The sequence below is a fragment of the Alteribacter salitolerans genome (genome assembly GCF_016901055.1).
Taxonomy (GTDB): Bacteria; Bacillota; Bacilli; order Bacillales; family Salisediminibacteriaceae; genus Alteribacter; species Alteribacter keqinensis.
This window is the reverse complement of sequence record NZ_JAFEUX010000008.1, coordinates 53157-67893: the sequence shown is the minus strand read 5'-3', so window position 1 is coordinate 67893 and position 14737 is coordinate 53157. Positions and strand designations below refer to the sequence as shown.

Sequence of the window (14737 nt, the reverse complement as noted above, 5' to 3'; positions counted from 1 at the left end):
TGGATTATGTAAAAACGAGGAGGAAAAACACATGGCAACAGATCAATTAATGATCCTGATAGGATTAGGAGCAGTTATTATTTTCTTTGTGGTACTATTCACTTTTGTACCTGTTATGCTCTGGATTTCTGCATGGGCAGCCGGCGTAAAGCTTGGCATTTGGCAACTGGTAGGAATGCGACTGCGTCGCGTAATTCCACACCGCGTTGTTAACCCATTGATTAAGGCTGTAAAAGCCGGACTTGATTTGAACACAAACAAACTTGAAGGTCACTACCTTGCAGGTGGTAACGTAGACCGCGTGGTGAATGCTTTGATCGCTGCACAGCGTGCGAACATTGAACTAAGCTTCGAACGTGCTGCTGCTATTGACCTTGCCGGCCGTGACGTACTTGAAGCCGTGCAAATGAGTGTAAACCCTAAGGTTATTGAAACACCATTCATTGCCGGTGTAGCAATGGACGGGATTGAAGTGAAAGCGAAAGCACGTATCACGGTTCGTGCGAACATTGACCGTCTTGTCGGGGGTGCCGGTGAAGATACGGTAATCGCCCGTGTCGGTGAAGGTATCGTATCTACAATCGGTTCTTCCGAGAGTCACAAAAAAGTTCTTGAGAATCCTGACCTGATTTCTCAGACTGTCCTTAAAAAAGGATTGGACTCCGGTACAGCATTTGAAATCTTATCGATCGATATTGCTGATATTGATATCGGTAAAAACATTGGTGCAGGACTGCAGACAGATCAAGCGGAAGCAGATAAGAAGATTGCTCAGGCAAAAGCCGAAGAACGTCGTGCCATGGCTGTTGCGCAAGAACAAGAGATGAAGGCCCGGGTAGAAGAAATGCGCGCGAAAGTTGTGGAAGCAGAAGCAGAAGTGCCACTTGCCATGTCTGAAGCGCTTCGTTCGGGAAATCTCGGCGTAATGGACTACATGAACTTCAACAACGTTAAAGCCGATACAGATATGAGAGATTCCATCGGGAAGGCTACGGATGATGGAGAAGAGGGCGACAAGACAAAACGACCAACAGATCGCTAATGGTCTTTGTACCGCTTTCATGAAGGGAGCGCTGAATAATGGAAGGGTTAATTAATCTGCTGCTCAACAACCCTCTGTTGTTATTGTTCGCGATCTTTGGTCTGATCAGTCTCCTTGGAGGAGCAGGTGCTGCTAAAAAAGGTGATCAAAACCAAAGGCAACGACCGCAACAAAGACAACAGGGCGGTCAGCCGGCAAAAGAAGAACGGGAAGTCGATTGGAAACAAATCTTCGGAGTGGAAGAAGAAGAGCAATACGACCGAAAACAGCCTCGAGCTGAGTCTGAAACATATCGGTCTCCAAGGTCCCTGAATGAATCAGAACCTAAGCCAGGTCAACATGCTGTGGATCAGCAAGGCCGTAAAGAGCTTGCTCAAACCAACGATGCTCTTAACGATCGATATGAAGAAATGAAACGAAGAAAACAGGAGGCGAAACGGAGATCAGGTAAGATTGATGATGATTCTCCGATTTTCCAAAAAGACATCACTAGGAAAGATAAAGTCGAATTGGATTTCAGTTCGATTTCAAGAGAAGATGCAGTCAAAGGTGTCGTCTGGTCAGAGATTCTCGGACCGCCGCGATCGCGAAATCCGAGACGCCAAAACGGATACGGAAGAAGACGAGGATAATACCTCGTCTTCTTTTTTTTATGTACTTACAATCCTCCAACAATCATTTCTTAAGAACAAGGCTGTGTTAAAGATCATTGTTGATTTATTAAAAATATTGATTGGAGCGAACGCACGACACTCCTGCGGGAGAAATAAACGTTTATATCATGAATGAGGTTTCGAATTACTCGGACGCAGAAAGCTGTGAAGCATACCTGGCAGAGGAAGAAGCAGGGGTACATCATATGCATGCAACAAGGCTTGTCGGCGCTCCCGCGGAAAGGGAGTGCGATAAGCGTAAATCAACATCTGAGTTTAACAAAGCCAATAACAAAAAGCCCTCATGTCGATTAGAAAGCGAATACCTTCCCAAAGACGAAAATTCCTTAAACAAGTGATACCTTACTCTTTTTTTACATAGATATGAGTGGAAAGGGGGTTCATCATGAAAAAGATGAGACGATGGGTCAAACAGTGGATGACAGAGAGAATGGAATTGCCTGCTGATGTCATGATGGACCTTCCCCGTATTACTATGGTCGGTCACCTTCACATTTACATAGAGAATCATCGGGGTGTTCTCCGTTTTTCAAAGGAGGAAATGCGTCTTCGTCTTGATGATGGCCAATTGCTTATCCGGGGGCAGGGGTTTGTGATTAAAAACATTCTCCCGGAAGAAATCCTTTTGGAAGGCAGAATTCTAAGCGTTCAGTATGTGTTTGAAACCTAGACGGGCAGGTGGGTGTTGATATGAAAAATATGTGGATAAACACATTTTCAGGCTACGTTCGTGTCAAGGTTGAAGGGACGTATCCGGAGTTGTTCATCAATCGCTGTAACGATAATAAAATCATGATCTGGGATATCAGACAAGCTGGTGAAAAGACCTATGTCTGTTCTGTTTTGCTTGATGACGTGAAGCGTTTACGGAAGGTTTCGAAAGAATCAGGGTGTAAGATCCGCTTTTTGGAACGAAAAGGAGCTCCGTTCTTTATCCGGAAGATGGTTATTAGAAATGGATTTGTAACGGGTACGGCAATTTTTGTAGCGCTTTTGTTTTTACTGGCTAATATGGTGTGGAATATCGAAATTGACGGTGCTTCGCCTGCAATGGAGCATGACATCAGGCAAAAGGTGGACGAACTCGGTATTCAGAGGGGGAAGCTCCAGTTCAGACTTCCTCCACCTGAAGTAATTCAGGAGGAAATCAGTGATGAGATACCGGATGCAACCTGGATCGGTGTTACGATCAGAGGTACCACCTATCACTTTCAGGTAGTGGAAAAGGAACTTGCGGAAAAAGAGCCGGCAGAGGCGCCTGGTCACCTTGTAGCTTCAAGGAAAGCGGTAATTCACCATATGTTTGTTGAACAGGGAAGCGCTGTAGTCGAAGCAAACCAGGTTGTTAAAAAAGGGGACTTGCTTGTTACAGGTCTTATAGGCAGGGAAGGAAAGGAACAGCGGGTAGCGGCAAAAGGAGAGGTGTTCGGTGAAGTTTGGTATAAAGCACATGTGACTGTCCCGCTGGAGCAGACGTTTCATGCTGTCACAGGTAATTATGATACACATCACTATATTAATTTCGGCAGGTTTCAGATGCCTGTGTGGGGTTTTGGAGATTCTGAATTTGAAGCCATTACAGAAGAGGAGTTCACCCGTTCGTTTTCACCATTTGGCTATACCCTTCCGTTTCAGTACAAAAGAGTAACGAATCGTGAAACAGAAACGGTGAATCAAGTACTGGCGTATGAAGAAGCACTCGAAACCGCAAAGGACAAATCGCGAATTGAGGTAATGGAACGGTTTAGTGAGAAAGCCGAAATTATGGGAGAAAAAGTTTTGCACGAAGAAGAGCAGAATGGTAAAGTTAAGGTAACCATACACTATCGAATAATCGATAACATATCCAGAAAACAACCGATCATCCAAGGAGATTGAGACTATTGACAGATATCAGACAAACGATTGATTTACAGGTACAGGACGGGAATGAAGTTCAAGGATTATTCGGTCCGAATGACCGTCACCTGACCCGTTTGGAAGAAAAACTGAATGTTACAATATTAACAAGAGGCGAGCAGGTGACTGTAGTTGGTACAGAAGACACGGTCCTGCTCGTCCAAAATGTATTGCAGATGCTTTTGGATCTGATCAGGAAAGGAACAACACTTCAGGAACGTGATGTTGTTTATGCAGCCCAGCTTGCCCAAAGGGGGCAACTGGATAAGCTTTCAGATTTATTTGATGAAAAAATCACCGTCAATGCAAAGGGCAAACCGATCCTCGCTAAAACAATTGGACAAAGGCATTATGTAAGTTCTATAAGAAAACGCGACATCGTATTCGGAATCGGTCCTGCAGGAACAGGGAAAACGTACCTGGCTGTTGTCATGGCTGTTCATGCGCTGAAAGAAGGGCACGTGAAAAGGATTGTGCTCACAAGACCGGCTGTAGAAGCAGGGGAAAACCTCGGTTTTCTGCCTGGAGACTTAAAAGAAAAGGTAGATCCTTATCTGAGACCGCTTTACGATGCTCTTCATGATGTGCTGGGGCAGGAACAGACAGTCCGTTTACTGGAGCGGGGAACTATTGAAATTGCACCTCTTGCCTACATGAGAGGCCGGACTCTTGATGACTCCTTTGTCATCCTTGACGAAGCCCAGAATACAACAAAAGAACAAATTAAAATGTTTTTAACCAGGCTCGGCTTTGGCTCAAAGATGGTCATAACCGGGGATTTATCTCAAATCGACCTGCCCAGGGGGAAGGTTTCCGGCTTAAAAGTAGCCGCGGGAATTCTATCAAAAGTAAACGGAATTGATTTTCATTACCTTGAAGCTTCTGATGTGGTCCGCCATACACTTGTTCAGCGAATTATTGATGCGTATGATTCGGGAGAAAAAACTGAGGAGTAATCTTTAGGTAAAGACAGTCCAGCCTTTCACAGGGGATCGTCAGGAATATGAGGTGAAAAGAGTGGGGAAACGTTCATCACCCATAGATCAGCAGAAATGGTGGCAAAAACTTAAGGAGCACCGCTACATCAGGCATAGTTTATTTGTATTACTCGGGTTCCTTTTATATGCCGCTATGGTATCAAATGTTATACCTGAAACGTTAAATATAAGCCCGGGAACGATGTCAGACCAGGACATTCGTTCCCCGGTTACTGTTGAAGACAGGGATGAGACAGAGCAGAAGAAACAAGAAGCTGCTGAATCAGTCGACAGCGTTTATTCAATTGAAAGCAGATATGCTCAAAATCGTGTAGAAAAAATAAATGAAATTTTCCTTCTTGCAAAACAGGTACTTGATACACAGGAAGAAAGAATACAGGCCTATGAAGCTTTTGAAGATAATGAGGATGCCGGACCTTCAGGTGCAGAGGGTGATCTGGAAGACGAAGAGAGGGAAATCCCCCCCGAGCCCCTGACTGAAGAGGAGAAGCTTGAAAACCTCCGGGCATTAATGTCTTCAAGGACAAGTCAGGAGCTGAGTGACCAGACACTGACTGCTCTGCTCAACTCTGATGAGGAGCAGCTGGATCAGGCTGAGCAGATTATTACCAATACGATCTACGATGTTATGGACGACGAGATCCGCATGGATGAACTTGATGTGGCGAGAGACCAGGCTGAGAGAAGGGTCTCTATCTCCATTGCCGACCAGGATCTGTACGAGGGCATGGTAGAGCTTGTCCGGTTTGGAGTGACAGCAAATTACCTTTATGATCAGGCTGCTACAGAAGAAGCGAGACAGCTTGCTGTCGAGACTGTTGAACCGGTTATGATTCGTGAAGGACAGCTTCTTGTGGCCCAGGGCCAGCTTGTCACAAGCGAAGTCTACCATCAGCTGGCTCTCGCGGGTCTGCTGGATGATCATACCAATATCTATCCTTACATAGGACTTGCCATCCTTGTCTTAATTATGACGGGTATGATCGGGTATTTTTTAAGCGATGCGAAAACGTCTCTCAGAACGAATAATACCCATTTACTTATGTATGTCCTTATTTTTGGCCTTACTCTTGTAGTGATGAAGGTTGTGAGTTTTACACACCTGATTGAACTGCCGGGAATCAGTCTGATAGCCCCGGTAGCTATGGGTACGATGCTTATGACGATTCTTCTTCATCCGAGGGTGGCCTTGTTTTCAAGTATGATGTTTGCTGTGACAGCAAGTATTATCTTCAATAATGAAACTACGAGTGTTGTAAATTTCACACACGGAATTTATGTATTTTTCAGCTGTGTAGCCGGAACCTTTTTTCTTAGCCAGTCACACAGAATGGCCCGGATCCTGCAGGCGGGATTGTTTGTCGCAGGACTTAATATTCTAATTGTCATTGCTATTCTTATGCTGAGAAACGCTCAGTTCTCATTATGGGAAGCCGGGCTGAGCGGAGCATTTGCAGCTGGGGCGGGGTTTTTGGCTGCAGTTCTTACGATCGGTCTTATCCCGTTTTTCGAAGCTGGATTTGGTATTTTGTCTACAATGAAGCTTATCGAACTTTCAAGTCCCAACCACCCGCTCCTCAGGAAAATCCTCCTTGAAGCACCGGGGACTTATCATCACAGTGTTATTGTAGCTAATTTGGCTGAAGCGGGGTGCGAGTCCGTTGGGGCAAATGGGTTGCTGGCAAGAGTCGGGTCTTATTACCATGATCTTGGTAAAACAAGGCGTCCGCACTTTTTTATTGAAAATCAGATGAAAATGGATAACCCACATGATAAAATTTCTCCTCAACTGAGTAAAACCATCATTACAGCACACCCGTATGATGGGGCTGCAATGCTCAGGGAGCACCGGATGCCAAAGGAAATAATCGATATTGCAGAACAGCATCACGGGACAACGCTGTTAAAATACTTTTATTTTAAAGCGAAACAGGACGATGAATCGAGCGTAACTGAAGAAGAATTCAGGTACCCCGGACCGAGAGCACAGACCCGGGAATCAGCAATTGTCGGGATTGCCGATTCGGTAGAAGCGGCAGTCAGGTCCATGTCCAAACCGACACCGGAGAAGATTGAATCCCTGGTAAATAAAATTATTGCAGACAGGCTTGAAGACGGGCAGTTCAACGAGTGTGACCTGACCCTCAAAGAGCTGAATACTGTTGCTACTTCCATTTGTGAAACGCTTCAGGGGACTTTCCATTCCCGGATTGAATATCCCGATGAAATTACGGAGAAGAATGTGGATAAAGAGAAGGTGAAAAAACATGGATAAAGAAATTGTGTTAGTGGATGAAACAGAAGAGCTTTCAGACGTACACGTTAAACTTGTACGCAGCGTCCTGGAAACAGCTTACGATGTTAAAGAAGTCAATCACGAAGCAGAAGTCAGTGTTACGTTTGTGACTGATGAAAAAATTCATGAATTGAACCGTGATTACAGAGGTATTGACCGCCCTACCGACGTTTTGTCGTTTGCTTTAAACGAAGGAGAAGACGAATTTCCTCTTTTTGAAGAGGGTGAGGTAGTTCCTGATCTTTTGGGTGACATCGTTATTTCCGTTCAGAAGGCACGGGAGCAGGCGGAGGAATACGGTCACACTTTTGAGCGTGAGCTTGGTTTTCTGGCAGTTCATGGCTTTCTTCATCTCATCGGCTATGACCACCAGACAGAGGAAGAGGAACAGGAAATGTTTAAACTTCAAGAGGAGATTCTGAAGCAGCATGACCTCAAAAAATAAACAGGCTTTTGTATCCTGGTCCAGGCTGATAAAGAGTTTTCGTTATGCATCTGAGGGTATTAAACATACATGGGCTAATGAACAAAACTTCCGAATTCACTCTATACTTGCCGGGATCGTATTAATTGCCTCAACACTTTTAGGTGTCAGCGTAGTTGAACAGGCGCTCCTGATACTTGTTATCGGTGGCGTTCTTGGACTTGAGCTGATTAATACCGCACTTGAGCGGTGCGTAGATATGATCACAAAGGAATACGCAATTGAGGCAAAAATTATTAAAGATGTAGCGGCAGGGGCTGTGATGGTGTTTTCCATTACAGCTGTTCTTGTTGGTATTACGATTTTCCTTCCAAAAATTATTGCACTTTTATTTTAGGCTTATATAGAGCTCCCGCTTTCCTTCACCTTCATGCGTGCTGTTCCGGGGCTTTGCAATCACAGGAAGTCTGTCTCCCATATTACGTTCACGGAGCACGATCCATTGCAACTCAAATAAAAGGCACTGAAAAAGTTGTTTTGTACTTTTTCAGTGGCCTCCTTTAGATTAAGGAGGCTTGCCGGCACCTCCACGGAAAGCGAAGGGCACGCAGGAGGCATCTTTATTTCCTGTACTCAAAAGGAAGTAATTTCAACAGCAATGAAAAGAGCGGTTACCAGAACATGTTAAGGAAAGAGAAGGGAGACTCTGTTATGTGGAAGACTTTTCAAAGAAACCTTGTGGCAGGGTTTCTCTTTTTGCTTCCTGCAATTGCAACAATTTATGTTCTCCAGCTTTTGTTTTCCATCATTGATAATTTCCTCGGCCCGTTTATCACTGATGTTCTCCGGGTAATGAGAGTCGTCAGCGTAGAGGAAGGAGGGCTTTATTTTCTCGGGGTATATACGCCGTTTACCGAACGCCTTGTGGGGATCGGCTTTATATTTACCCTGATACTGGTGGCCTGGATCGGTGCGGTAAAAAGAAAGGGAACAAAAGAGGAAGCCTTTACAGGAGTAGATCGCTTTTTCAGGAAAGTACCCGTGGTGAATTACATATATGGATCGGTGGATCAGCTGATTAATGCCTTTACTCAGGAAAGATCGTCTTTTCAGAAGGTGGTTATGGTAGAATATCCTCGTAAAGGTGTTTACACTCTTGGTTTTCTGACCGGTGAAACAAAAGGGGAAGTTCAGCGAATTACACAAAAGGATTCCATTAACGTCTTTCTTCCTACTACACCCAACCCTACATCGGGCTGGCTTGTCATTGTTCCTTTGGAGGATGTGACAATCCTTACAATGAGTGTGGAAGAGGGGCTGAAGTTTATTATCTCCGGGGGCGTTGTGGTCCCGCCGGATAAGGCAAAGGAACTGAATGAAGAATTTAATGAACAGCAAAAGGCTGAAAAGGAAAAGCTATTTAAAGACTTCGTAGTAAACGTAAGAAAGCATCGAAAGGGTGATTTGGATGGTCGACGCAAAGACATTGATAGCTGAAGCGAAAACAGCGAGGGAAAAAGCATACGTCCCTTATTCTAAATTTAAAGTTGGAGCTGCCCTTCTGTCAGCGGATGGACAGGTCTTTCACGGTTGTAATATTGAAAATGCCGCTTACAGCATGTGTAACTGTGCAGAAAGAACAGCGTTATTTAAAGCGGTCTCTGACGGGGTAACGAAATTCGAGGCGATTGCAGTAGTGGCCGATACAGAAGGACCGGTATCCCCGTGCGGCGCGTGCAGACAGGTGATGAGTGAACTCTGTGCCCCTCAAACGAAGGTTATTCTTACGAACCTTAAGGGAGATGTGTCGGAATGGACAGTACAGGATATCCTGCCAGGCGCTTTTTCAGGAGCTGATCTTGATGACTGAAAAAGTGTTTAAGTCAGGTTTCGTATCTCTGATCGGGCGTCCAAATGTAGGGAAATCCACCCTGTTAAATCAAATGCTGGGTCAGAAAGTAGCGATCATGAGTGACAAGGCCCAGACAACGAGAAATAAAATACAGGGTGTATATACAGAAGAGAGGGGACAGGTCGTGTTTATCGACACACCTGGTATTCACAAACCGAAGCACCGGCTCGGCGATTTTATGATGAAAGTTGTCGGAACAACGTTTAATGAAGTGGACACCATTTTATTTCTGGTTGACGCAAAAGAAGGCATGGGCCGTGGAGACGAGTTCATCATGGAGCGTCTTGCGTCTGTTAAAACCCCTGTATTTCTTGTGGTAAATAAAATCGACGAGGTTCACCCTGATGAGCTGCTTCCGTTTATTGATAAATACCGGAGCAAGTTTGATTTTGCAGAGATCATTCCTATTTCCGCTCTTCAGGGAAACAATGTAGAGACGTTAAAGGAGCAGATTTTTGCGAACCTTGAAGAAGGTCCCCAATATTATCCTTCCGACCAGATAACAGACCACCCGGAACGTTTCCTCATAAGCGAAATGATCCGTGAAAAAGTCCTTCACCTTACGAGGGATGAAGTGCCCCATTCCATTGCTGTGGATATCGAGCAGATAAAACTGCGGGAAGACGGGGAAACCGTTTATGTTTCAGCAGTCGTGGTAGTTGAGCGGAGCTCCCAGAAGGGAATCATTATCGGCAAAAGCGGCAGCATGCTCAAAGAAATCGGCAAACGTTCAAGAGAGGATATCCAGGCTCTGCTGGGTTCAAAAGTATTTCTTGAGCTGTTTGTCAAAGTAGAAAAAGACTGGCGAAACAAAGCCAAATATCTAAAAGAATTCGGCTACCGAGCTGATGAGTACTAAAAGTTTTTGTTATTAAGGAAGGCTGATTTCGCAAAAATTGTTTTCTTTTTTGTGAAAAAGTAATAAACCCGTAGTGTGCCAAAGACTCCGGTGGCCGTGGGGGCCATGCAAGACCCTTCAAAGCTTCAGGAGGCTTGCCCACATCGCCCGGAAAGCGAAGGGCACTCAGGATTCATCTACATTTTTGTAGTGAGAATATCAGCGAAAGCAATCAATCAGAAAGGAAGGGATGCTCTTTTTGCCCGTGAAATCTGTTAATTTTTCCAAGTCATGAAAATGACTGATTAGAGGCACGCTAGTATGTAACGAAAGAATCAGCAAAATAAAGTCTGTTTGAAAGGGTGGAACCGTAAGTGAAAGAATTTTCTTGGAAGGTTTTCTCAGTCACAGGCAGTATTGATTCGTACTTGTTATTTAAGGAAATGGACAACAGAGACGCTGATAATCAGGATGAGGAAGAAGGAACAGAACAGGAACTTCAGCCTCCGGTGCATTAAAGGGTACCCTTCTGCTGAGCTCGAGTGATTAAGCAAACAGCGAAGTGTGGTGTATGAATATGCTTCAAAAAGCAGAAGGCATTATTATCCGGACGAATGACTACGGAGAAACAAACAAAATCATTACGCTTTTCACAAGAGAGCAAGGGAAGCTGGCACTGATGGCGAAAGGTGCAAAACGGCCCAAAAGCCGGTTTGCCTCAAGTGCACAGCTTTTTATTTATGGCACATTTATTTTTCATCAGTCCAAAGGAGTAGGGACATTAAATCAGGCGGATATTACCGAATCCTTCAGAGATGTAAGAACCGATTTAATGCTTACAGCCTATGGGGCATACATGGCGGAAATGATTGATAAGCTTACAGAGGACCGTCAGAGAAATCCGTATTTATTTGAACTGCTGTTTCAGCTTCTGACCAGGATGAATGAAGGTGAGGACAGTGAAGTCCTCATACGAATGTTTGAAACGAAGATGCTGCAGGTGGCGGGGATTGTTCCAATGCTCGATGCATGTGTCAACTGCGGGAGGCAGGAAGGAACCTTTGCTTTTTCCATAAAAGAGGCAGGCATTCTTTGTCATGCCTGTTATGATGTCGATCCGTACAGACTTGAAGCAGCGCCTGGAGTGCTTAAGCTTCTCCGCCTTTTTCACCATCTGGATGTGAGCCGGATCGGTAATATTCAGGTGAAACCGGAAACAAAAAAACAGCTGAAGTATATCCTTGAGCTGTATTACGATGAGTATTCAGGTCTCAGACTGAAATCGAAGCGCTTTTTAAGCCAGATGGAAAAATTAGAGTAAGGAAAGTTGACACCTGCATGCTTTTTAAGTAAGATACGAAATAACTACATACGTGTGCATGCATTGAAGAAGAGGAGTATTTAACCCCTCTGTATAAATCCTTAATTGAGGAAAAGCGAGCCCGGGACAGTGGGAGCCGGGTGTACAGAAGTTAAAGAAGGCGCTTTGGAGCATGGCTTTTTCGAAAAAGCAGGCTGACTTTTGTCAGCAATTAGGGTGGAACCGCGGGTAACTCTCGTCCCTATGTTCATGTTGAGCATAGGGGCGGGATTTTTTTTGTTCCTGTTTCCAAGAATGGCCGTATTTCTCATGCAGCACACAGTTAGAATAGCGAATGGAGGGAACGTTATGAACGTTCAAGATATGATATTAACGCTCCAGAACTTCTGGGCAAAACAAAACTGTCTGATCACCCAGCCTTATGATGTTGAAAAAGGTGCCGGCACAATGAATCCCATGACCTTTTTGAAAAGTATCGGACCGGAGCCATGGAATGTGGCTTATGTTGAGCCTTCCAGAAGACCGGCGGACGGACGCTATGGTGAAAACCCGAACCGTCTTTATCAGCATCACCAGTTTCAGGTGATTATGAAACCTTCTCCTGATAACATTCAGGAGCTTTACCTTGAGAGCTTGAAGGAGCTTGGAATCAATGCGGAAGAGCATGACATCCGCTTCGTTGAAGATAACTGGGAGCACCCTGCACTTGCTGCATGGGGGCTTGGCTGGGAAGTGTGGCTTGATGGAATGGAAATCACACAGTTCACTTACTTCCAGCAGGTTGGAGGACTGGAGGCAAACCCTGTCAGTGTCGAAATTACTTATGGTATTGAAAGACTTGCTTCTTATATTCAGGACAAAGAAAATGTTTACGACCTGGAATGGGTTAACGGAACCACATACGGTGATGTATTCCTTCAAAATGAATACGAGCAGTCTAAATATGCCTTTGAGATTGCAGATGCGAACATGTGGTTTACACTCTTCTCTACCTACGAGCAGGAAGGGATCAGGACGCTTGATGCAGGACTCGTTATTCCTGCTTATGATTATGTACTTAAGTGTTCACATGCCTTTAATATGCTTGATGCCCAGGGGGCGGTCAGTGTGACGGAACGTACAGGTTACATTGGCAGAATTCGTAATCTGGCCAGAAAGTGTGCCAAGGCTTATTACGATGAGAGGGAACGCCTTGGCTTTCCGCTTTTAAAAGAAGAGGAGGTATCAGACAATGAGTAATCGTACTTTTTTACTTGAGATCGGACTGGAAGAAATGCCAGCTCGTTTTGTTACTGATGCAATGAACCAGCTGAAAGAGAAAATGACTGCCTGGCTTAAAGAAAATCGTCTCAGCTATGAAGCTGTTCGTTCTTTCTCCACTCCCCGTCGTCTTGCTGTTCTTGTTGAAGGTCTTGAAGAGAAGCAGGAAGACAGAAGCGAAGAAGCGAAGGGTCCATCAAAGAAAATAGCTCGTGATAACGAAGGAAACTGGTCGAAAGCTGCCCAGGGATTTGCCCGTGGACAAAAAGTCGCAGTTGATGACCTTTACTTCAAGGAAGTAAAAGGAGAAGAATATGTGTTTGTTGACAAGTATATTAAAGGAAAATCAACAATCGAGCTTCTCGCAAGGGTTGACCAGCTGTTAACAGGCATCACTTTTGCGAAAAATATGCGCTGGGGAAATGGAAAGCTGCGTTATGTGAGACCAATTAAATGGCTTGCAGCCCTTTATGGCAATGAAATTATTGATTTCAATATTGCCGGGGTACAGTCTTCCAATGTCACAACGGGACACCGTTTTCTAGGGGAAACAGTTGTTATCGAAGAAGCTTCTGAATATACGAGAACTCTTCTGAAGGAGCACGTACTCGCTGATCCTGCAGAACGTAAAAGTGCCATCGTAAAGCAGATTGACCAGCTGGCGGAAACGGAAGGCTGGGATGTGCCGGTGGATGAAGACCTTCTTGAAGAAGTTAACAATCTTGTTGAATATCCAACAGTCTTTTTCGGAACGTTTGATGAAAGTTTTCTTCATGTACCTGACGATGTCCTTATAACGTCCATGAAAGAGCATCAGCGTTATTTCCCGGTATTGAATAAAGAGGGAGAACTGCTGCCTAACTTCATTACTGTCAGAAATGGTGACCACCGTCACTTGGAAAATGTTCAAAAAGGGAACGAAAAGGTTCTCCGGGCAAGACTTGCGGATGCAGAGTTTTTCTACAAAGAAGATTTGAAATTGAACATCGATGATGCAGCAAATCGTCTTGAAAATGTTGTTTATCATGAAGAGCTTGGATCAATCGGGGATAAAGTCCGCCGTATAAAAGACTTATCTTCCCGTTTTGCAAAAAGGCTAAATTTTGACCAGGAGGCTGTCGGAACAGTAGAAAGAGCAGCCCACCTGAGTAAGTTTGACCTCGTCACCCATATGGTAGATGAATTTCCTGAACTGGAAGGCCGTATGGGTGAAGAGTATGCTGAAAAGGCAGGTGAAAAACCTGAAGTGGCCGCTGCTATCCGGGAGCATTATTTACCCCGCCACGCAAAAGATACACTGCCACAAAGGTCTGAATCCGCCGTATTGAGTGTGGCAGACAAACTCGATACTGTAGTGACCAGCTTTGGTATCGGGCAGATTCCGACCGGTTCACAGGATCCTCATGGATTGAGAAGGCAGACCGCGGCTGTTATCAGCATTCTTCTTGACCAGAAGTGGGATATAAAAGTAACAGACCTGTTTGATGAAGCGTTGGCCTTGAGTGAACAGCGTGGTGTATTGAAGCGAAGTAAGGAAGATGTTAAGGCGGACCTGATGGAGTTTACCGTCCTCAGGATAAAGAACATGCTCCAGGACAAAAATGTACGTTATGATATTATTGAAGCAGTGTTATCTGCAGGGGTAAGCCGTGTGGATACGATTGTTGAAAAAGGCAGATTTTTAACGGAGCAGGCGAAAAAGCAGGATTTCAAGCATTTGGTTGAAGCGTTCAGCCGGGTTACAAATATTTCGAAAAAAGCTGAAGGAAATGTAATCCGGGCAGACGAATCTTTATTTAAACAGCCAGAAGAAAATCAGTTATATTCAACGCTCAGAGAGGTTAAACAGCAAGTATTGAAGGCCCGGAGCAATGCAGATATTGAGAGTGAGTTTGAAGCATTAAAACAGCTTGAACCTGCGATTCATACCTATTTTGATAACATTATGGTTATGACTGATGATGCAAAAGTAAAGCAAAACCGTCTGGCTCAGATGAAGGAAGCTTCTGATGTCATACTGGCATTTGCAGACTTCCAGGCAATTGTTTTTCATTCGGAATAAAAGAAAGAACC

At 44.5% G+C, this 14737-nt stretch carries 15 protein-coding genes; all 15 read left to right on the top strand.

From position 1 onward, the window contains the following. Positions 1-31 precede the first annotated feature (31 nt). The 15 genes from floA (at position 32) to glyS (ending at position 14726) form a co-directional block, all read left to right on the top strand. Positions 32-1042, top strand: coding sequence for a flotillin-like protein FloA (gene floA, locus JSY36_RS15350; RefSeq protein ID WP_122896385.1), 1011 nt, complete (start codon positions 32-34; stop codon positions 1040-1042). A gap of 38 nt (positions 1043-1080) precedes the next feature. Continuing rightward, positions 1081-1674, top strand: coding sequence for a hypothetical protein (locus JSY36_RS15345; protein ID WP_205167028.1), 594 nt, complete (start codon positions 1081-1083; stop codon positions 1672-1674). Positions 1675-2101: 427 nt separating this feature from the next. Next, a complete protein-coding gene (yqfC, locus tag JSY36_RS15340; protein WP_183163680.1) occupies positions 2102-2386 on the top strand; it encodes a sporulation protein YqfC in 285 nt (94 codons plus the stop codon). A 20-nt stretch (positions 2387-2406) separates the two neighbouring features. Next, a complete protein-coding gene (gene yqfD, locus JSY36_RS15335; RefSeq protein ID WP_205167027.1) occupies positions 2407-3594 on the top strand; it encodes a sporulation protein YqfD in 1188 nt (395 codons plus the stop codon). A gap of 5 nt (positions 3595-3599) precedes the next feature. Then, positions 3600-4571: a PhoH family protein gene (locus JSY36_RS15330; protein ID WP_122896389.1), complete on the top strand. Its 972-nt coding sequence runs from the start codon at positions 3600-3602 to the stop codon at positions 4569-4571. Between the two features lie 61 nt (positions 4572-4632). Then, positions 4633-6888 carry an HDIG domain-containing metalloprotein gene (locus JSY36_RS15325; RefSeq protein WP_205167026.1) on the top strand — a complete coding sequence of 752 codons (2256 nt, stop codon included), beginning with the start codon at positions 4633-4635 and terminating at the stop codon, positions 6886-6888. Continuing rightward, positions 6881-7354 carry an rRNA maturation RNase YbeY gene (ybeY, locus tag JSY36_RS15320; RefSeq protein WP_205167025.1) on the top strand — a complete coding sequence of 158 codons (474 nt, stop codon included), beginning with the start codon at positions 6881-6883 and terminating at the stop codon, positions 7352-7354. Before JSY36_RS15325 ends, ybeY begins: the two co-directional genes overlap by 8 nt. Further along, the gene (locus JSY36_RS15315; protein ID WP_122896392.1) at positions 7338-7730 is read left to right on the top strand and encodes a diacylglycerol kinase family protein; all 393 of its coding nucleotides are present in this window, start codon (positions 7338-7340) and stop codon (positions 7728-7730) included. The genes ybeY and JSY36_RS15315 overlap by 17 nt, the downstream gene beginning before the upstream one ends. Positions 7731-8044: 314 nt before the next feature. Beyond that, positions 8045-8830: a DUF502 domain-containing protein gene (locus JSY36_RS15310; protein WP_205167024.1), complete on the top strand. Its 786-nt coding sequence runs from the start codon at positions 8045-8047 to the stop codon at positions 8828-8830. Next, positions 8802-9203, top strand: a complete 402-nt coding sequence (cdd, locus tag JSY36_RS15305; protein ID WP_122896394.1) for a cytidine deaminase — start codon at positions 8802-8804, stop codon at positions 9201-9203. The genes JSY36_RS15310 and cdd overlap by 29 nt, the downstream gene beginning before the upstream one ends. Further along, on the top strand, positions 9196-10104 hold the full coding sequence (gene era / locus JSY36_RS15300; RefSeq protein ID WP_122896395.1) for a GTPase Era: 909 nt from the start codon (positions 9196-9198) through the stop codon (positions 10102-10104). The genes cdd and era overlap by 8 nt, the downstream gene beginning before the upstream one ends. Before the next feature lie 353 nt (positions 10105-10457). Further along, the gene (locus tag JSY36_RS15295) at positions 10458-10601 is read left to right on the top strand and encodes a YqzL family protein (protein WP_122896396.1); all 144 of its coding nucleotides are present in this window, start codon (positions 10458-10460) and stop codon (positions 10599-10601) included. Between the two features lie 59 nt (positions 10602-10660). Further along, positions 10661-11404 (top strand): DNA repair protein RecO, encoded by a 744-nt coding sequence (gene recO, locus JSY36_RS15290; RefSeq protein ID WP_205167023.1) that lies wholly within the window; start codon positions 10661-10663, stop codon positions 11402-11404. A gap of 348 nt (positions 11405-11752) precedes the next feature. Beyond that, complete coding sequence (gene glyQ, locus JSY36_RS15285; protein ID WP_205167022.1) at positions 11753-12643, top strand: glycine--tRNA ligase subunit alpha; 891 nt, start codon at positions 11753-11755, stop codon at positions 12641-12643. Next, positions 12636-14726 (top strand): glycine--tRNA ligase subunit beta, encoded by a 2091-nt coding sequence (glyS, locus tag JSY36_RS15280; RefSeq protein WP_205167021.1) that lies wholly within the window; start codon positions 12636-12638, stop codon positions 14724-14726. Before glyQ ends, glyS begins: the two co-directional genes overlap by 8 nt. The last annotated feature ends 11 nt before the right edge of the window (positions 14727-14737 follow it).

Excerpts from the sequence above, each read along its gene's own strand:
- ybeY (WP_205167025.1), top strand. The coding sequence starts at position 6,881 with ATGGATAAAGAAATTGTGTTAGTGGATGAAACAGAAGAGCTTTCAGAC.
- era (WP_122896395.1), top strand. The coding sequence starts at position 9,196 with ATGACTGAAAAAGTGTTTAAGTCAGGTTTCGTATCTCTGATCGGGCGT.
- yqfD (WP_205167027.1), top strand. The coding sequence starts at position 2,407 with ATGAAAAATATGTGGATAAACACATTTTCAGGCTACGTTCGTGTCAAG.
- JSY36_RS15345 (WP_205167028.1), top strand. The coding sequence starts at position 1,081 with ATGGAAGGGTTAATTAATCTGCTGCTCAACAACCCTCTGTTGTTATTG.
- floA (WP_122896385.1), top strand. The coding sequence starts at position 32 with ATGGCAACAGATCAATTAATGATCCTGATAGGATTAGGAGCAGTTATT.
- glyS (WP_205167021.1), top strand. The coding sequence starts at position 12,636 with ATGAGTAATCGTACTTTTTTACTTGAGATCGGACTGGAAGAAATGCCA.
- glyQ (WP_205167022.1), top strand. The coding sequence starts at position 11,753 with ATGAACGTTCAAGATATGATATTAACGCTCCAGAACTTCTGGGCAAAA.
- JSY36_RS15315 (WP_122896392.1), top strand. The coding sequence starts at position 7,338 with ATGACCTCAAAAAATAAACAGGCTTTTGTATCCTGGTCCAGGCTGATA.
- cdd (WP_122896394.1), top strand. The coding sequence starts at position 8,802 with ATGGTCGACGCAAAGACATTGATAGCTGAAGCGAAAACAGCGAGGGAA.
- yqfC (WP_183163680.1), top strand. The coding sequence starts at position 2,102 with ATGAAAAAGATGAGACGATGGGTCAAACAGTGGATGACAGAGAGAATG.
- JSY36_RS15310 (WP_205167024.1), top strand. The coding sequence starts at position 8,045 with ATGTGGAAGACTTTTCAAAGAAACCTTGTGGCAGGGTTTCTCTTTTTG.
- recO (WP_205167023.1), top strand. The coding sequence starts at position 10,661 with ATGCTTCAAAAAGCAGAAGGCATTATTATCCGGACGAATGACTACGGA.